Here is a 16,699-nt window from a genome sequence, read left to right as displayed (position 1 = left end):
GGGGGTGGGGGGGGGGGGGGGGGGGGGAGAAGGAGGAGGGTTGGGCTTTTTCGTTGGGTGGGGGGGGAGGGGGGGGGGGACTTTTTTGGGGGGGGGGGGGGGGGGGGGGGGCGCCCGGCCCCCGCACCGCTCAGCCCTTCGCGCGGCGCCGCGTCCCTGTCGCCAGCAGCAGCGCCGACAGGACGGCGGCCGCCCAGGCGGTCGCCAGGACGCCGTGCTCCCCGGAGCCGAACATGCCCGCCGCGACCAGCGCGAGGAACACGCCACAGGTCTGCCTGCCGGTGCCGGGCGGCATCGGGGCCGCCGTCCACGGGCGTCTGCGCGGGACCCACAGGCGCAGCAGCTCCGCCGTGGCCGCGAGCGCGGCGAGCCGGGAGCCCACCCGCAGCCACAGCGGCGGCGTCACCTCGCCCAGCTCGCCCACGCCCGCCACGGTGAACAGCGCGAACAGCAGGACGGGCAGCAGCCAGCCGAGGCCCGCGCGCACCCGCGTGCCGGGCGTTCCCACGGTCCCCGGGTCGCGCACCGGCGTGCCTTCCCCGGCCCCGGTGCCGTCCTCGGGGGCGCGGGGGGCCGGGACGGCCGGCAGCGGGCGCAGGGCACGGGACTGGGCGTGGCGCAGGCGGCGGCCCGGGTCGCCGTACCGGTCCTGGTGGGCGGCGAGTTCCGCCTGGAGGGCGAGCAACCGCTCGGCCATCGCGTCGAACTCCGCCCGGCGTTCGGCGGCCCGCAGGCCGGCCTCGCGGGCCGCCCCGGTGAGCCGGGACAGGGCCTCGGTGCGCAGCCGTACGGCGTCCTGGCGGGCCGCGTCCGCCTCCCGGGGCACCTCGGCCGCCTCCGCCCGCAGCCGGGCGCGTTCGGCCTCGATGATCTCGGCGATGCGGTGCCGCTGGTCCGGCGGCAGCTCCTGCGGCGCGCGGGCCTTGGCGCGGGCCACGGCGGCCCGGCGCCATTCCATCAGCGGCCGGCCGCGGTGCTCCCCGATCCCGTTGATGTGCACCTTGCGGCCGTGCGGGCGGTGCAGGTACAGCACCTCGCCGCCCTTCCCGCCCGGGGCCTTGCCCCAGCTGACCCGGGTGAAGTCGGCCGCCGTGCGGATCCCGGCCGCGGCGAGGTCCCGGATCAGCCCCGCGCCGATGCCGTTGACGTCGCTCGTGGTGAGCCGGGTGGCGCGCAGCGAGCTCTCGACCGACTCCCGGCGCAGCACCGCCAGGGCGCGCCGCTCCTGGTGCTCCCGCTTGCCGTCCAGGCCGGCCAGCCGCCGGGCCAGGGAGCGTTCGCGGCGCAGCCGCCGCTCGTGGACGCGTTGCAGGGTCTTCGCGCAGGCGGCCTCGGCGCGCCCGCGCTCCCGGGCCTCGCGGTTCAGCCGCCGCCGGTCGGCCAGTTCGAAGGCGCGGCGCCCGTCCAGCAGGCGGCGCAGGGCGCGCACCGACTCGATCAGCCGGCGGCGCTCGGCGCGTATCTCCGCGGGGGAGGGCGGGACGGGGACGTGCCCGTCCCGCAGGGTGGTGGTGCTCTCGCTCAAGGTCTCTCGCTCAGGGGGCCGGACGCCGCGCTCGCGGCTCGGAGACGTCGCCTCCGCAGAGGCGACCGCCGAGCGGGCGGGAAGGTTGCCCCGTGATCATGACCTGGCGCTTGATGCATATGATGTGCAAGTGCGTATGTATAGCGTGAGGCCCGCGACCGCCGACGACCTCGACAGCGCGAGGTCCGTGATGCTCGACACCGTCTACCGCGACTTCGGCACCGGGTATGTGCCCCGGTGGCACGCCGACATCGTGGATCCGGCCGCCTACTACCTCGCGCCCGCCCGGCACACCCTGCTCGTCGCCGTGGACGCGGACGGGCGGGTCGTCGGCACCGGCGCCCTCGACTCGCGGGGCCCGCAGTCGCCGCCCAATCCGCCCCGGCTGGCCGGGCGGTACCCCTCCGGCGAGACCGCGCAACTGCGCCGCGTGTACGTGCGTCCCGGGCACCGGCGCCGGGGCATCGCGCGCGAACTGGTGGCCCGGCTGCTGGACTTCGCCGCCGCGGACGGCGGCTACCGGTCCGTGTACCTGCACACCGACCCCGCCGTGCCCGGCGCCGAACCCTTCTGGCGCTCGCTCGGCACGGTCGTGCACGACGAGCGCGAGGACGCCGGGGGCGGCGGGCAGAGCGTCGTGCACTTCGAGATCCCCCTGGAGCGCGGCGCGGACGAGCACGAGCGCGCGGGGACTTATTGGAAATGATTTCCATGTAATCTGTCGTCCGAGCCACCCGCACGCCACCCCCCGCCCAGCACGAACCGAGGACCATGCCTGCCCCGCGCCCTTCCCGCCTGCTCGCCGCCCTGCTCGCCACGCCCCTCCTCGCCGGGTGCTTCGCCTCCTCCGGCGAGGCGGACGGCGAGCCCGCCGACGGCTCGCGGCTCCGTGTCGCACTCGCCTTCCCGCCCGCCGAACGGCTCTCCCCGTACGGCGCCGACGCCACGATCCTCAGCCGGCTCGGCGTCACCGAGAGCCTGACCGCGCTCGACGGCAACGGCACCGCTGTCCCCGCCCTCGCCTCCTCCTGGCGCCGGCAGGACGCGCGCACCTGGCAGTTCACCCTGCGCGAGGCCACCTTCCACGACGGCACCGAGGTCACCGCCGAGGCCGTGGCCGCCTCGCTCGGCCGGGCCGCCCACGCCCGGCCCGCCCCGGCCGCCCTGTCCGGCGTGACGCTCACCGCGAAGGCCGTGGACCGGCACCGGATACGCGTCAGCACCGGCCGGCCCGACCCCATCCTGCCGCTCAGGCTGTCCAGCCCGAGCCTCGCCGTCCTCTCCGCGAAGGCATACCGGGACGAGGACCGCGTCGACCCGGCCGGCACCGGTACCGGCCCCTTCACCCTGAAGAAGGTCACCGGCGCCACCTCCGCCACGCTCGACCGGTACGACGGCTACTGGGGCGGACGCGCCCAGGCCGCCGGCGTCGACGTCCGCTTCGTCCCCGACGGCACCGCCCGCACCAACGCCCTGCGCAGCGGCGACACCGACATCGCCGAAGCCGTCCCCGTGGCCCAGGCCGCCACGCTCCGGGCGGACACCCGCCGGGAGACCGCCACCACCCGCACCACCAGCCTGCTGCTCAACCACCGCACCGGCCCGTTCGAGGACGCGCGGCTGCGCGCCGCCGCCCGCGCCGCCGTCGACACCTCCGCCCTCGCCAAGGGCGTCTACGAAGGCCACGCCGACCGCGGCACCGGTATCTACGGCCCCGCCGTCAGCTGGGCCGAGGGACGCCACCCGGCCCCGGTCGGCAGGGCCGCGCCGCGGCGGCCCGACGGCACCCGGATCACCCTCGCCACCTACGACAACCGGCCCGAACTCCCCGAGACCGCCCAGGTGCTGGGGCAGCAGCTGGAGAAGGCCGGCTTCCGCGTCGAGCTCGTCGTCCGCGAGTACGCGCGGCTGGAGAGCGACGCCCTCGCCGGGAAGTTCGACGCCTTCGTCCTCGCCCGCAACAGCCTCGTCGACACCGGCGACCCGGTCGCCATCCTCGCCGGCGACTACACCTGCGACGGCGGCTACAACCTGGCCCTGCTGTGCGACAAGGACGTCGACCGGGCCGTGGCCGAGGCCGAGCGCACCGCCGACACCGTCGAACGGCAGGACGCGGCGCTGCGCGCCGAGGCCCGCATCCTCGGCACCGACTCCGTCGTCCCGCTGGTCCACCAGCGCGTCATCACCGGCGTCGGCCGCTCCGTCAAGGGCGTGCTGCTCGACCCCTACGAGCGCACCCTCATCGGCACCGGCACCCGGCGCTGACCCGTGCGGACCGTGCTGTGGCGGGCCGTCCTCGCCTCCGCCCTGGTGTGCGGGATCGGCCTGCTGCCCTGGCTCAGTCACACCGACCCGGCGCTCACCGTCCTCAAGGCACGCGCCCAGGACCGCGACCCGGACCCCGCCGTGCTCGCCGCCATCCGCGACCAACTCGGCCTGGACGCCGGCCCGCTGACGCTGCTCGGACGCTGGCTCGGCGGACTGCCGCGCGGGGACGCGGGCCGGTCCTGGATCTCCGGGGCCGAGGCCGGACCGGTCGTCGTACAGGCGCTCGGGGCCTCCCTGCTGCTGATGGCGGTCGCCCTCCTGGTGGCCGCCTGCACGGCCGCCGCCGTCTGCGCCCGCACCCTGTACCGGGGCGGCCGGACCCGGCCCGGCGGCACCGGCTCCGCGATGCTCGCCACCCTGCCGGAGTTCCTCACCGCCTCCGTCCTCGCCACCGTCGTCGGCGTCCAGCTGGGCTGGCTGCCCGCCCTCGGCTGGTACGGGCCCCGGTACACCGTGCTGCCCGCGCTCGCCCTCGGCCTGCCCGCCGGGGCCGTCCTCGGCCGGCTCCTCGACGACCAGCTGCCCGGCGCCTTCGCCGAACCCTGGGCGCGCGCCGCCGCCGCGCGCGGACTGCCCCGGGCGCGCGTCGCCCGCCAGGCGGTACGGCGCTGCCTGCCCGGACTGCTCCCGAACACCGCCCTGTTCGTCGTCGGCATGACCGGCGGCGCCGTTGCCGTGGAACAGCTCTACGACATCCCCGGCCTCGGCCGCACCACCCTCGAGGCCGCCCTCGCCCAGGACCTGCCCGTCCTCCAGGCCGGCACCCTCGTCCTGCTGCTGCTCGCCGCGCTCGCCACCGGCGCGGCCCGGCTCGCCGTCCGGCTGCTCACCGGCCCCGCCCTGCGCGACGGCGCCCTGCCCGCCCCGCCCCGGCTCGCCCCGGCCGTCCGCCGCACCCCGCCGCTGCTGCTCGGCGGGGTTCTGCTCGCGGTCCTCGCCGCCGGCCTGCCCCGCGACCCGCTCGCCCTGGACACCGCCGCCCGCCTCCAACAACCCTCCCCGGCCCACCCGTTCGGCACCGACGCGCTCGGCCGCGACCTGCTCGCCCGGGTCGCCCACGGTGCCCTGGACACCCTGCTCCTCGCGCTCGCGATCAGCGCCGGCACGCTGCTCGCCGGGCTGCTGCTCGGCCTGCTGCCCCGGCTGTCCGGACCGCTCGCCGACACCGCCAACGCCCTACCGCCCGTGCTCGCCGCGCTGCTGGTCACCGCCGTCACCGGCGGCGGTCCGGCCACCCCCGCGCTCGCCGTCGCCGCCGTCGCCTGGGCGCCCCTGGCCACCCACACCTCCGCCCTGCTGCGCCAGGAACGTGCCGCCCCGCACCTCACCGCCACCCGGGCCCTCGGCGCCGGCCGCCGCTACCTGCTGCGCCACGAACTCCTGCCCGCCGTCGTCCCGTCCGTCACCCGGCACGCCCTGCTGCGGCTGCCCGGCACCGCGCTCGCCCTCGCCGCGCTCGGCTTCCTCGGCCTCGGCGCCCAGCCGCCGTCCCCCGAGTGGGGCCGGCTGCTCGCCGAGAACCAGCCCTACGCCGAGCGCGCCCCCTGGGCCGTCCTCGCGCCCGCCGCCGTCCTCGCCGTCCTCGGCGCGCTGGCGGTGACCTCTGCGGGCGCCCTGCGCCGCCGCCCGGCCCGACCGCCCGCCACCGCGAGGGAGACGACCGCCCGATGAGCGCCCCGCGCACCGACCGGGCCCCGCTGTCGCCGCTGCTGCGGCTGCTGATTCTCACCCAACTCGCCTTCAACACAGGCTTCTTCGCCGTCCTGCCGTTCCTCGCCGAACACCTCGGCACGACGATCGGCATGGCCGGCTGGCTGGTCGGGGTCGTCCTCGGCCTGCGCACCTTCAGCCAGCAGGGACTGTTCGTGGTGGGCGGCGCCCTCGCCGACCGGTACGGCGTGCGGCCCGTCGTCCTCACCGGCTGCGCGCTGCGCATCGCCGGGTTCGCCTGGCTCGGATACGCGGAACGCACCTGGTCGGTGATCGGCTCCGTCCTGCTGATCGGCTGCGCCGCCGCGCTGTTCTCCCCGGCGGTGGAGTCGGAGGTCGCCCGGCAGGCCGTCCTGCGGGAGCAGGCCGGCGGCGGGCCGCGCGCCCGGGTGCTGGCCCTGTTCACCGTCGCCGGGCAGGCGGGCGCCTTCACCGGCCCGCTGCTGGGCGCCCTGCTGCTGGCGGCCGACTTCCGCACGGTCTGCCTGGCCGGCGCGGCCGTCTTCACCGCCGTCCTCGCCGGACACGCGGTCCTGCTGCCCCGGCACCTCCCCGGCCGCGAACCCGTCGCCGTGCGCGGCGGACTCGGGCCGCTGCTGCGCAACCGCCGCTTCCTCGCCCTGTGCTGCGGCTACGGCGCCCAACTCCTCGCCTACAACCAGCTCTACCTCGCCCTGCCCGCCGAAGTGCGGCGCACCTCCGGCTCCCAGGCACCGGTCGCCTGGCTGTTCGCGCTGTCCTCCCTGCTGGTGGTGGCCGCCCAACTGCCCGTCACCCGCTGGGCGGGCCGCCGGCTCACCCCGCGCCGCTCGCTGGCCGCCGGACTGCTGCTGACCGGCGCCGGATTCGCGGCCGTCGCCGCGGCCCGCCCCGCCGGCCTCACCGGCCCGGCCGGACTGGCCCCGCTCGCCGCCCTGGTCGTGCTGCTCACCCTCGGCCAGATGCTGGTCGCCCCGGTCGCCCGCGCCTGGCTGCCCGACCTCGCCACACCCGGCCGCATCGGCCTGTACACCGGCGCCCTGTCCTCCGTCTCCGGCCTGCTGGTCCTGCTCGGCAGCACCGCCTCCGGCGCGCTCCTCGACCTCGGGCTGCCCCCGGCGCTGCCCTGGGCGGCCCTGGCGGCGGTGCCCCTGGCGGCGGTGCTGGTCCTGCCCGGGGAGCGCACCGCCCGCCGTACGGTGCCCGAACCGGGCTGAGCGCCGCTCAGCGCGCCGCCGGCTCCGGCAGCCGCGCCCGCCCTCGCGCTGGGCCTGCCGGTCGGCGCCCGCGACTACGGCGTGGCCGCCGGCACCTTGCGCGACCTCGGGGTGCGCTCGGTGCGGCTGCTGTCCAGCGACCCGCGCAAACGGGAGGCGCTCGTCCGGCACGGCGTCCGGGCCGCCGAGCAGGTGCCGTTGCTGATCGAGCCGAGAGCAGCGTCACCTGCCTGCGTACCAAACGGGAGCGGATGGACCACCACCTGCCCCATCCGGACACCGTCGTCCACGGGTCCTGACGAGGCCCCGGCCGTCGGCGAGGTGATCCGCGGCCTGTACCCCGGGCGCGCACCCTTCCTGGACGTCGGCCCCCTGGGCGCCGGCCGGTTCGCGGCCGGCGCCCCGCGTCCGGAGGCCAACCGGGTATGACGCCCGGTGCGCTCAGTCCTGCACCGCCGCGTGCACCAGCCGCCGCAGCTCGGGGAACACCTTCAGCTCCTTGGGGCGCACCTGGGTCAGGAACTGCACGGTCAGGTCGTGGGCGGGGTCGACCCAGAACGCGGTGGTGGCCACGCCGGTCCAGCCGTAGGTGCCGAGGTGGGACGGGGCCAGGGTGCGGGCGGGGTCGGTGACGACGGAGACGTTGAAGCCGAAGCCGAGTCCGTCCATGCCCGGCTCCCGGTGGACCGGGGCGCCGAACGAGCGGAGGGTGGCCCCGCCGGGCAGCTGGTTGCGGGTCATCATCGCGAGCGTGTCCGGGCGCAGCAGCCGTACGCCGTCCAGCTCGCCGCCCCGGCGCAGCATCTCCATGAACCGGTGGTAGTCGTGGGCGGAGGAGACCAGGCCGCCGCTGCCGGACAGGAAGAGCGGCCGGCCGCGCACCGGCGGCCCCGGCACCGGCTCGATCCCGCCCTCGTCCGTCTCGCCGTACAACTCGGCCAGCCGCCCGGCCTGTCCGGGACGGACGTGGAAGCCGGTGTCGGTCATGCCGAGCGGGCCCAGGACACGTGCGGCGAAGAACGCGTCCAGCGGCTGCCCGGACACCACCTCGATCACCCGGCCCAGCACGTTGGAGGCGACCGAGTAGTTCCACTGGGTGCCCGGATCGGCCTGCAACGGCAGCCGCGCGTACAGCCCGACGGTCTCGGCGAGGTCCTTGCCCGGCGGCACCGAGTACTCCAGGCCCGCCGCGCGGTAGAGCGCGTCCACCGGGTGGCGGTGGTAGAAGCCGAAGGTCAGGCCCGCGGTGTGGGTGAGCAGGTGCCGGATCAGGACGGGTCCGGCGGCCGGGCGGGTGCGCACGTCGTCGCCCGAACCGCCGGTGTACACGCGGGGCCCGGCGAAGGCGGGCAGATGGCGGTCGAGGGGATCGTCCAGCGACAGCAGGCCGTCCTGGACCAGCAGCAGCACCGCCACCGCGGTCACCGGCTTGGTCATCGAGTAGATCCGCCACAGCGTGTCCGGCTCGACCGGGAGCCCGGCCGCCACGTCGCGCAGCCCGTAGGTGGTCAGATGGGCGACCCGGCCGCCGCGGGCCACCGCCACCAGGAAGCCGGGCAGGCGCCCCTCGTCCACGTACCGGGCGAAGTGCCCGTCCAGCCGGCCGAGGGCTCCCGGGTCCAGTCCCGCCTCCGCCGGGTCGGCGTCCTGCCGCAGCCGTCCCATCGCTCACCTCCGGTCGCGTGCGTCCCTCCCTCATCGTCGCCCAGGACCACCGGCCGGGACAGACCCCCGCGGGGCGGGGGCGCGCGACGCGGCACCGTCCGGTGCCGGCAGCAGGCGGGCCACCGGCAGGGCGAGCGCCGCCACCGCCGCCAGGACGAGCAGCGCGGCCCCGGTGCCCGCGCCGAGCAGCGCGGTCGCCGCCGCCACCCCCACGGCGGGGCCCACGTTCAGCGCGGTCTGCTGCAAGCCGCCCGCCACCCCGGCCGTCCGCACCTCCGCGCCGCGCACGATCACCTGCGTGGCCGCCACCATCACCGTGCCGAACCCGGCCCCGAGCAGCGCGAAGGCGAGGGTGAGCCCGGCCGGGGCGGTGGTCCGCGACAGCAGCAGGATCCCGAGCGCGAGGGCCGCCGCGGCCCCCGCCGTCACGCTCCGGGCACCGCGGCGGCGCAGCAGTGCGGGGCACAGCGCCGCCGACAGCACCATCAGCACCGCGAGCGGCAGGCCGCGCAGCGCGCTGTGGAACGCGTCCAGGCCGAGCCGGCGCTGCAGGACGTAGGTGGCGATGAACAGGGTGCCGAACAGGGAGGCGGAGACCGCGACGAGGATGCCGAGCGCCGCCCCGGCCGCCCGCGCGCCGATCACCTCCGGTGGCAGCAGCGGGCTCACCGCGCGCCGCTCGTGCCGGGCCAGGACGACGGCCGTCAGCGCGGCCGCCGCGAGGGACGCACCGGACACCGGCCGGGCCGTCACCGCGTACACCAGGCAGGCCAGCGTCACCGCGAGCAGGGCGGCCCCGGGCAGGTCCAGCGGGGTCCGGGCGGGCGCCGCGGGCCGGTCCCGGCGCGCCAGGGCGGGCAGCCCGAAGACGAGCGCGGGCACCACGTTGACCAGGAACACCGCCCGCCAGCCCGGCCCGGCCACCAGCGCCCCGCCCACCAGCGGCCCCGCTGCCGCCGCCAGACCGATCGCCGCCGTGCGCACCGCCAGCGGCGACGCCAGCCGGTCCGGGGGATACGCGGCCCGCAGCACGCCCAGCGTGGCCGGCTGCGCGAGCGCCCCGCTCACCCCCTGCGCCGCCCGCAGCGCGATCACCCAGCCCACCCCCGGGGCCACGGCGATGCCCGCCGAGGCGGCGCCGAACCCGAGCATGCCCAGCCCGAACACCCGCCACTGCCCGTACCGGTCGCCGAGCCGCCCGGCGAACACCAGCAGGCTCGCCACCGCGACGAGATAGGCGGTGCTGGTCCACTGCACCTCGGTGAACGACGCGTCCAGGTCCCGTTGCAGGCTGGGCTGCGCGACCGTGAGGGCCGTACCGTCCAGCGCGACGACCACCGCGCCGCCGACGCTGCTCGCCAGCGTCCAGGGCCGGTTCACCGGGCGCCCCCGGGCCCCAGGTGCGCGGCCAGTACGGTCTCCAGCAGCGGCCCCAGGTCCTCGTCGCCCGTGGCCAGTTGAAGGCTCCGCCGGCGCCACAGCTGGGCCACGCCGTGCAGTGCGGCCCACAGGGCGCCCGCCGCGCGCGGTGCGTCGGCGCCCGGGTCGGCCGCGGCGATCAGGCCGGCGAGCAGCGAGAACAGCGGCAGGCTCGACTCCCGCAGCCCCAGCCGGCCGCTCTCCAGCAGATCGTGCCGGAACATCAGGTCGTACATGCCGGGCCGCTCCAGCGCGAACTCCAGGTACGCCCGGGCCAGTGCGGCCGCCCGGGCGCGGGGCCCGCCGGTCTCCCGGTCCAGCGCGGCGTGCGCCCGCTCGGCCAGGTCGGCGAAGCCCCGCCGGGCGATGGCGGACAGCAGGTCCAGACGGGTGGGGAAGTGGCGGCGCGGCGCCCCGTGCGAGACGCCGGTGCGCCGGGCGATCTCCCGCAGCGTCAGCGCCTGGGGGCCCTCTGAGGCCAGCAGTTCCACGCCGGCGTCCACGAGACGGTCGCGCAGGCTGGTGTCGGACTCGGTCATGGGGTGTGTCTACCAGCCGCGCGTAGACAGTGTCTACTGCCGCTGGGCGGCGGGGAATGCGCGGGGCGCCCGGGCGGGTTGACCGGGGTATGACTCAGGACCCCACCCAAGAGGCGCTGCTCGGCCTGCTCTCCGAAGGCCACGGCGGCGTACTGGTCACCCTCCGGCGCGACGGCCGCCCCCAGCTGTCCAACGTCAGCCACGCCTACTACCCCGAGGAGCGGATCATCCGGATCTCGGTCACCGACGACCGCGCCAAGACCCGCAACCTGCGCCGCGACCCGCGCGCCTCGTACCACGTCACCAGCGCCGACCGCTGGGCGTACGCCGTTGCCGAGGGCACCGCCGAGCTGACCCCCGTCGCCGCCGACCCGGGCGACGACACCGTGGCGGAACTGGAACGGCTCTACCGGGACGTCCTCGGCGAACACCCCGACTGGGACGACTTCCGGGCCGCCATGGTCCGCGACCGCCGCCTGGTGCTGCGGCTGCACGTCGAACGGGCGTACGGCATCCCTCGCAAGGGCTGACCCGCGCCGCGGGGCCGGGCCGCCCGGCTACGGCGCCTCGGCGGTCCGCGCCTCGATCGCCCGCAGCACGGCCACCATGTCCTCGCCGCCGTGACCGTGCGCCACCGTCTCCCGGAACAGCTCGTGACACACGTCCAGGAGCGGGGAGGCGAGGCCCGCCTTCCGGGCCGCCTCGGCGATCAGCCGGTTGTTCTTCAGCACGTCCAGCGCCGCCGCCTGCACCGCGAAGTCCCGCTCGCGCAGCTTGGGCGCCTTCATCCGGGATACCGCGCTGGCCATCGGGCCCGCGTCCAGGACGTCCAGGAACAGCCGGCGGTCCAGCCCCTGCCGCTCGGCGAAGTGGAACGCCTCGGCCAGCCCGGTCACCTGGGTGATCAGGAAGAGGTTCACCGACAGCTTCATCAGCAGCGCGCCCGGCACCGCACCGCACGCGAACGTCTCCCGGCACATCGGCGCGAGCAGCGGCCGTACGGCGGCCACGGCGCCCTCCTCGCCGGCGAGCATCGCGACCAGCCGCCCCTGCTCCGCCGGTTCCCGGGACCCGGAGACCGGCGCCTCGACGTACCGGCCGCCGGCCGCGCGGACGTCCGTCTCCAGGGCGCCGGAGTACTCGGGGGAGGTCGTGCCCATGTGCACGACGGTCCGGCCCGCGACGCGATCCGCCAGCTCCGGCGTGCCCCGGCCGAGGACCGCGTCCACCGCGGCCTCGTCGGCGAGCATCAGCAGCACCGTCCTGGTCCGCGCGAACACCTCGGCGGCGTGCGCCGCGACCTGGGCGCCGGCCGCGCGCAGCGGCTCCGCCCGGCCCGGGGTCCGGTTCCAGACCACCAGCGGGGTGCCGGCGTGCGCCAGGCGCAGGGCCATGGGCCCGCCCATCACTCCGAGACCGATGAATCCGACATCCATGGCCGGCCGCCCTCCGCGTCGCGCGCCGCTTATGACAGTGGTCATAGTAGCGCGCGTTATGACGCCGGTCATAGGGTGAGGGGGCGAGGAAACGGAGGCGACGCATGACCGAGGCACGGCCCGGACCGCGCGAGCGGATGGTCTTCAGCGCGGCCCAGCTCATCCGGCGGCACGGGGTCGCCGCGACCGGCATGCGCGAGGTCGCCGCGCACGCGGACGCGCCGCGCGGCTCCCTCCAGCACTACTTCCCCGGCGGCAAGGAACAGCTGGTCAACGAGGCGGTCCAGTGGGCCGGGCGGTACGCGGGCAGGCGGATCGCCCGGTTCCTGGCGGGACTGGAGGCGCCGACGCCGAGCGCCCTGTTCGCGGCGATGGCCGCGCAGTGGACCGACGAGTACGCGGCGGAGGGCTTCGCGGCGGGCTGCCCGGTCGCCGCCGCCACCGTCGACTGCGCCACCTCGGCCGCCGCGACCCGCGAGGCGGCCGCCGCCGCGTTCACGGCCTGGCGTGCGCCGCTCGCCGCGGCCCTCACCGACCTCGGCGTGCCCGCCGCCCGGGCCGAGTCGCTGGCCACCCTCATGATCAGCACCCTGGAGGGCGCGATCCTGCTGGCCCGGGCCGCCCAGGACACCGCCCCCCTCACCACCGCCGTCCGGGAACTCGGCCCCCTGCTCGACGCCGCCGCCCGTCCCTGAGCGGGCCCGCCGGCCGGTGTCCCGTCGTGTGTCCCCGGCCGGGGCGACCGCCCGGCGTGGTGCCGGGGGTGCTCCGGGCCCGCCGCCCGGCGTGCCGTCCCGTGCCCCGTCGGCTCAGGGGTTGTTCGCCGGGCCGGCGCCGGCGGTTTGTTCCTTGACCCATATCTCCAGGATGTCCACGAAGTCGGCCGCCCGGTGTCGCCAGTTCAGCTCCGTCACGGCGGCCTCCCGGCCCCGGCGGGCGGTGCCCAGGCGCAGCTCGGGATCCCCGGCCAGCCGCCGTATCGCCTGCGCCGCCGCCCGCGGGTCCCGGTACGGCACCACCAGCCCGCACCCGTGCCGCTCGACCAGGCCGGCGGCCAGCGGCGTCGGCGTGGTGACCACGGGCACGCCGTGGGCCATGTACTCCACGACCTTGGTGGGCCGGGAGTGCCGGTAGTTGGGCTGGTCGTGCAGCAGCGACAGCCCGGCCAGGGCGCCGGACAGCCGGGCCAGCGCACGGTCGTTGGGCAGGAAGCCGTACCAGCGCAGCACCCCCTCCCGGTCGGCCGCCGCGAGCGCGTCGCGCACGTCGGGATCCGCCGTGCCGATCGCCTCGACCCGCACGGCAGGGGCCAGCAGCCGCGCCAGGGCGATCAGATCGAGGGCGCCCCGCGCCCGGGACAGCTGGCCCAGGTAGACCACCCGGTCGCCGCCGGGCGGCGGCAGCGGCCCGGGCGGGGGAGCGGCGAGGTTGGGGACGACGGGGTGCCGGTGCCGGAACCGGTCCTGGTAGGCGTCCTCGGCGAGCAGCAGCCGCAGCCGGCGCTCGGCCAGCCGCTCGGCCGCCCGCACCGCCGCGCGCAGCGGCGGCCGGAGCGGCCGGGGCACCCAGCCCTTCATCGCCAGGGCCGCCGCCGTGTCCTCGTGCACGTCCCACACGACGACCGGCGCCGCCCCGGCCCGGCGCAGCCGGCGCAGGGTGCCGGGCAGGGCGAGCAGCAGCTCGGGATCGTGCAGCAGTATCACGTCCGCCGCCGGGCCGCGCTCGGCCAGCAGCACCCGGGCCGCGCGCAGCGCCGCGCCCCGGTCCCGGCCGAGCGCCCGGGGCAGGTCCACGCCCTCGACGTACGGCCGGGGGACGGCGTCCCGGGCCGCGAACGGCGCGGCGTGCACCACCTGGTGGCCGCGCTCGCGCAACGCGGCGATCTGGCGGTGCAGTATGCGCGCGTCCTCGGGGTGGTGGACGACGGTGACGACGAGTATCCGCATGGCAGTGCCTTCCAACTCCCCGAGAACGCACGGAGGTCCGCGAGGGTCCTACAGGACCTCGACGCCGGGCCGGTGGATCCGCCCGCGGGTGTCGAACAGCAGCCGCGCGGTGTCCGCGAGGGCCGTCAGGTCGTAGGCGGAGTGGTCCTGGAGCAGGATCGTCAGGTCGTACTCGGCGAGCGCGGCCGTCAGGTCCCGGACGCGGGGCACGTCGACCCCGTCCACCGACCACCGCGGTACCCGCGGGTCGTGGAAGGCGACGGCGGCCTCCCGCTCCCGCAGCAGCCGGGCCACCGGCTCCGCCGGGGTCTCGCGCAGGTCGGCGACGTCCGGCTTGTACGTGACGCCGAGCAGCAGCACCCGGGAGCCGCGCAGCGGGCGGCCGGCGGAGTTCAGCAGGTCCTGGGCGCGGCGCACCACGTACTCCGGCATCCGCCGGTTGATCTCCTGGGCCAGCCCGACGAACCGGAAGTCGTAGCCGAGCGACGAACGCACCTTGTACGACAAGTAGTTGGGGTCGATCGGGATGCAGTGCCCGCCCACCCCGGGGCTCGGCCGGAAGGCCTGGAAGCCGAAGGGCTTGGTGCCCGCGCAGCGGATCGCGTCCCACACGTCCACCTGCAACTCGCGGCTGATGATGGCCAGTTCGTTGACCAGCGCGATGTTCACGTGCCGGTAGGTGTTCTCCAGCAGCTTGGCCATCTCGGCCTCGCGGGTGCCCTTCGCCTGGACCACCATGTTCACGAACTTGGCGTAGAAGGCGACCGCGCGCACCGCGCAGGACGGGGTGCAGCCGCCGACCACCTTCGGGGTGTCGCGCAGCCCGTGCTGGGTGTTGCCGGGGTCGATCCGCTCGGGCGAGAAGGCGAGCGCGAAGTCCTCGCCGGCCCGCAGCCCGGACTCCTCCAGCAGCGGCCGCAGGACCTCCTCGGTGGTGCCCGGATACGTGGTCGACTCCAGCACCACCAGCTGCCCGGGCCGCAGCCGGCCGGCCACCGCGCGGGTGGCCGAGACGACCGCGCCCAGATCGGGGCCGCCGTCCTCGCCGAGCGGGGTCGGCACACAGATGACGACGGTCTGCGCACGCGCCAGGCAGGCGTCGTCGGCGGTCGCGGTGAAACCGGCCTCCCGCATCCGGCGCACCTCGTCGTCGGTGACGTCGCCGACGTGCGAACGGCCGGAGTCGAGTCCCGCGACGACCCGTGGGTCGCGGTCCAGGCCCACGACGCGCAGGCCGACCGAGGCCGCCTCGCGGGCCAGTGGCAGTCCGACGTAACCGAGTCCGATCACGGCGAGTTCGATGTCGTAGGCCGGTTCCGGCCCTTCCGGTCCCGGTCCTTCCTTGTCCCCGAGCGGTTGTGTCCGTTCGACCTGCATAGGGATTCACCCGGCCTTCACGGCTGCGCTGGTGGGGTTCGCGGGGCGTCAGACGCATCCCAGCGAGCGATACGCCTCGCGGGTCGTCGCGGCGACCCGGTCCCAGGTGCGTTCCCGCGCGACCGTCGCGCGGGCGGCGGCTCCCCATTCGACCCGCCGCTTATGACTGTAAAGCACCCTTTCGAGTTCATCTGCCCAAGCTTGTGGCGATTCAGCGGGAATCAGCCGTCCGTTCACCTCCTGTTCGACCAGTTCCCGCAGCGCGGGGAGATCGCTGGCGAGCACCGGCAGCCCGCTCGCCATCGCCTCGACCGGCTTGAGCGGGGTCACCAGCCGGCACACCCGGGCAGCCGTGCGCGGCACCGCGAACACGTCCAACGCCGCGTAGAAATCGCGGACTTGTGCGTGCGGCACCCGGCCGGTGAACACGGCGGTGCCGTCACCGGCCAGACCCAGCCGGGCGGCCAGGCGCTCCAGCCGGGCCCGCTCCGGACCGTCCCCGACGATCAGCAGCCGCAACGGCACCCCGCGCCGCCGCAGCCGTACACCCGCATGGAGCAATGTGCCGATCCCCTCGTGCGGGGTGAGGCTGCCGACCGTGCCCACCACGTACGCGTCCGGGGCGATCCCGAGCCGGGCGCGCACCGCGGCCCCGTCCGGCGGCGGCCCCAGGAACGCCCCGTCCACGGCGTTCGGCACGAGCAGCACCCGCTCCTCGGGCACCCCGCGCGCCACGATCTCGGCCTTCATCGCGGCGCCCAGGGTCAGCACCAGATCGGCCCGGCGCATGCACTCCGTCTCCAGCTCCCGACGCCCGCGGTAGACCGGGTCCGCGGGGCCGCGCGCCGGGTCCTGGCTCAGCCAGGTCTCCTCCAGGAAGCCCCGCACCTCGTAGACCACCGGCAGCCCATAGGCCTCCCGCAGGGCCAGCGCCACCCGGCCGTTGCCGTGGTCGGTGGCCGCGTGCAGCACGGCGGGCCGCAGCCGCTCCACCAGCCGCCCCGCCAGCTCGGCGTTGCGGGCCAGCGCCGGACCCTGCCCGTACGGCAGCCAGAACGGCAGCAGCCGGTGCTGCGGCACCCCGCCCACCAGCTGCACCGGGCCGGCGTCCAGCACCCCCCGCGCCACCGGGAACCCGATCCGGGTCACCACGTGCGGATCGAGCCCGGCGGCCCGCTGCGCCTCGGCGAGCTTCTGCGTGCGCACGGTGTAGCCGGCATGGGCGAACGGCAGCGAGTTGGTCACCAGGTGCAGCACCCGCCCGGGCACCGGCCGCACCGGCCGTCCGGCGGGCGCGCTCACCCGAACGGCGGACGGGACCGCTCCCGGGCCCACCGCCCGCGCCCGGGCGCCGAGCCACCGCCGCACCGGCTCCACCCGGCGCCGCAGCCGCCGGGGCAGCAGCCGCGCGGCCAGCAGCGCGGCCCGGGCGGGGTCCTGGCGCAACTCGCCCCAGGCCACGGATGCGGCCAGACTGACAGCGCGGGGGAGACGACGGGACATGCCGCCACGGTAGGCCGACCCGGCACGCGGCGCCTCGGCGCGACCACGCGCCGGC

The 16,699-nt window shown here is 76.8% G+C and carries 14 protein-coding genes and 1 pseudogene; 7 read left to right on the top strand and 8 right to left on the bottom strand.

What is annotated here, in order from left to right; translation table 11 throughout:
- Positions 1-130: 130 nt before the first annotated feature.
- Entirely contained in the window at positions 131-1,525 is a 1,395-nt protein-coding gene (locus ACZ4W9_RS03515) for a hypothetical protein (protein WP_467932881.1), read from the bottom strand.
- Positions 1,526-1,661: 136 nt separating this feature from the next.
- Here ACZ4W9_RS03515 and ACZ4W9_RS03510 point away from each other — a divergent pair, with 136 nt between their 5' ends.
- The 5 genes and pseudogenes from ACZ4W9_RS03510 to ACZ4W9_RS03490 form a co-directional block, all read left to right on the top strand.
- The gene (locus ACZ4W9_RS03510) at positions 1,662-2,231 is read left to right on the top strand and encodes a GNAT family N-acetyltransferase (RefSeq protein WP_467933113.1); all 570 of its coding nucleotides are present in this window, start codon (positions 1,662-1,664) and stop codon (positions 2,229-2,231) included.
- A gap of 65 nt (positions 2,232-2,296) precedes the next feature.
- On the top strand, positions 2,297-3,790 hold the full coding sequence (locus tag ACZ4W9_RS03505; RefSeq protein WP_467932880.1) for an ABC transporter substrate-binding protein: 1,494 nt from the start codon (positions 2,297-2,299) through the stop codon (positions 3,788-3,790).
- A gap of 3 nt (positions 3,791-3,793) precedes the next feature.
- Complete coding sequence (locus tag ACZ4W9_RS03500) at positions 3,794-5,524, top strand: ABC transporter permease subunit (protein WP_467932878.1); 1,731 nt, start codon at positions 3,794-3,796, stop codon at positions 5,522-5,524.
- Positions 5,521-6,759: an MFS transporter gene (locus ACZ4W9_RS03495; protein ID WP_467932877.1), complete on the top strand. Its 1,239-nt coding sequence runs from the start codon at positions 5,521-5,523 to the stop codon at positions 6,757-6,759. Before ACZ4W9_RS03500 ends, ACZ4W9_RS03495 begins: the two co-directional genes overlap by 4 nt.
- Positions 6,760-6,801: 42 nt before the next feature.
- Positions 6,802-7,058, top strand: a pseudogene (locus ACZ4W9_RS03490) (GTP cyclohydrolase II); the annotation flags it as partial.
- 142 nt (positions 7,059-7,200) lie between these two features.
- Here the strand turns inward: ACZ4W9_RS03490 and ACZ4W9_RS03485 are convergent.
- Genes ACZ4W9_RS03485 through ACZ4W9_RS03475 form a run of 3 tightly spaced genes read right to left on the bottom strand, consistent with a single transcriptional unit; the run spans position 7,201 to position 10,382 of the window.
- Positions 7,201-8,424, bottom strand: coding sequence for a serine hydrolase domain-containing protein (locus ACZ4W9_RS03485; RefSeq protein WP_467932875.1), 1,224 nt, complete (start codon positions 8,422-8,424; stop codon positions 7,201-7,203).
- Positions 8,425-8,454: 30 nt separating this feature from the next.
- Positions 8,455-9,804 carry an MFS transporter gene (locus tag ACZ4W9_RS03480; RefSeq protein WP_467932874.1) on the bottom strand — a complete coding sequence of 450 codons (1,350 nt, stop codon included), beginning with the start codon at positions 9,802-9,804 and terminating at the stop codon, positions 8,455-8,457.
- Entirely contained in the window at positions 9,801-10,382 is a 582-nt protein-coding gene (locus ACZ4W9_RS03475) for a TetR/AcrR family transcriptional regulator (RefSeq protein ID WP_467932873.1), read from the bottom strand. Before ACZ4W9_RS03475 ends, ACZ4W9_RS03480 begins: the two co-directional genes overlap by 4 nt.
- Positions 10,383-10,471: 89 nt before the next feature.
- Here ACZ4W9_RS03475 and ACZ4W9_RS03470 point away from each other — a divergent pair, with 89 nt between their 5' ends.
- Complete coding sequence (locus tag ACZ4W9_RS03470; RefSeq protein WP_467932871.1) at positions 10,472-10,912, top strand: PPOX class F420-dependent oxidoreductase; 441 nt, start codon at positions 10,472-10,474, stop codon at positions 10,910-10,912.
- A 27-nt stretch (positions 10,913-10,939) separates the two neighbouring features.
- Here ACZ4W9_RS03470 and ACZ4W9_RS03465 read toward each other — a convergent pair whose 3' ends face one another.
- Positions 10,940-11,818, bottom strand: a complete 879-nt coding sequence (locus ACZ4W9_RS03465) for an NAD(P)-dependent oxidoreductase (RefSeq protein ID WP_467932870.1) — start codon at positions 11,816-11,818, stop codon at positions 10,940-10,942.
- A 104-nt stretch (positions 11,819-11,922) separates the two neighbouring features.
- Between ACZ4W9_RS03465 and ACZ4W9_RS03460 the strand changes: the two genes are divergently transcribed.
- Positions 11,923-12,513 carry a TetR/AcrR family transcriptional regulator gene (locus ACZ4W9_RS03460; RefSeq protein WP_467932869.1) on the top strand — a complete coding sequence of 197 codons (591 nt, stop codon included), beginning with the start codon at positions 11,923-11,925 and terminating at the stop codon, positions 12,511-12,513.
- A gap of 114 nt (positions 12,514-12,627) precedes the next feature.
- Here the strand turns inward: ACZ4W9_RS03460 and ACZ4W9_RS03455 are convergent, their stop codons facing one another.
- The 3 genes from ACZ4W9_RS03455 to ACZ4W9_RS03445 are packed head-to-tail and all read right to left on the bottom strand — an operon-like array spanning position 12,628 to position 16,644.
- On the bottom strand, positions 12,628-13,764 hold the full coding sequence (locus tag ACZ4W9_RS03455; protein ID WP_467932868.1) for a glycosyltransferase: 1,137 nt from the start codon (positions 13,762-13,764) through the stop codon (positions 12,628-12,630).
- 48 nt (positions 13,765-13,812) lie between these two features.
- Positions 13,813-15,141 (bottom strand): nucleotide sugar dehydrogenase, encoded by a 1,329-nt coding sequence (locus ACZ4W9_RS03450; protein WP_467932866.1) that lies wholly within the window; start codon positions 15,139-15,141, stop codon positions 13,813-13,815.
- Positions 15,142-15,189: 48 nt separating this feature from the next.
- Positions 15,190-16,644: a glycosyltransferase family 4 protein gene (locus ACZ4W9_RS03445; RefSeq protein WP_467932865.1), complete on the bottom strand. Its 1,455-nt coding sequence runs from the start codon at positions 16,642-16,644 to the stop codon at positions 15,190-15,192.
- Positions 16,645-16,699: the final 55 nt, after the last annotated feature.

The sequence above is a fragment of the Streptomyces sp. NPDC029296 genome (assembly GCF_055569255.1).
Note: the sequence above shows the minus strand (reverse complement) of the source record. Positions and strands in the feature narration are given on the sequence as shown.

Coding starts and splice junctions, on each gene's coding strand:
- ACZ4W9_RS03510 (WP_467933113.1), top strand. CDS start 1,662: ATGTATAGCGTGAGGCCCGCGACCGCCGACGACCTCGACAGCGCGAGG.
- ACZ4W9_RS03505 (WP_467932880.1), top strand. CDS start 2,297: ATGCCTGCCCCGCGCCCTTCCCGCCTGCTCGCCGCCCTGCTCGCCACG.
- ACZ4W9_RS03495 (WP_467932877.1), top strand. CDS start 5,521: ATGAGCGCCCCGCGCACCGACCGGGCCCCGCTGTCGCCGCTGCTGCGG.
- ACZ4W9_RS03485 (WP_467932875.1), bottom strand. CDS start 8,424: ATGGGACGGCTGCGGCAGGACGCCGACCCGGCGGAGGCGGGACTGGAC.
- ACZ4W9_RS03475 (WP_467932873.1), bottom strand. CDS start 10,382: ATGACCGAGTCCGACACCAGCCTGCGCGACCGTCTCGTGGACGCCGGC.
- ACZ4W9_RS03470 (WP_467932871.1), top strand. CDS start 10,472: ATGACTCAGGACCCCACCCAAGAGGCGCTGCTCGGCCTGCTCTCCGAA.
- ACZ4W9_RS03465 (WP_467932870.1), bottom strand. CDS start 11,818: ATGGATGTCGGATTCATCGGTCTCGGAGTGATGGGCGGGCCCATGGCC.
- ACZ4W9_RS03460 (WP_467932869.1), top strand. CDS start 11,923: ATGACCGAGGCACGGCCCGGACCGCGCGAGCGGATGGTCTTCAGCGCG.
- ACZ4W9_RS03455 (WP_467932868.1), bottom strand. CDS start 13,764: ATGCGGATACTCGTCGTCACCGTCGTCCACCACCCCGAGGACGCGCGC.
- ACZ4W9_RS03450 (WP_467932866.1), bottom strand. CDS start 15,141: ATGCAGGTCGAACGGACACAACCGCTCGGGGACAAGGAAGGACCGGGA.
- ACZ4W9_RS03445 (WP_467932865.1), bottom strand. CDS start 16,644: ATGTCCCGTCGTCTCCCCCGCGCTGTCAGTCTGGCCGCATCCGTGGCC.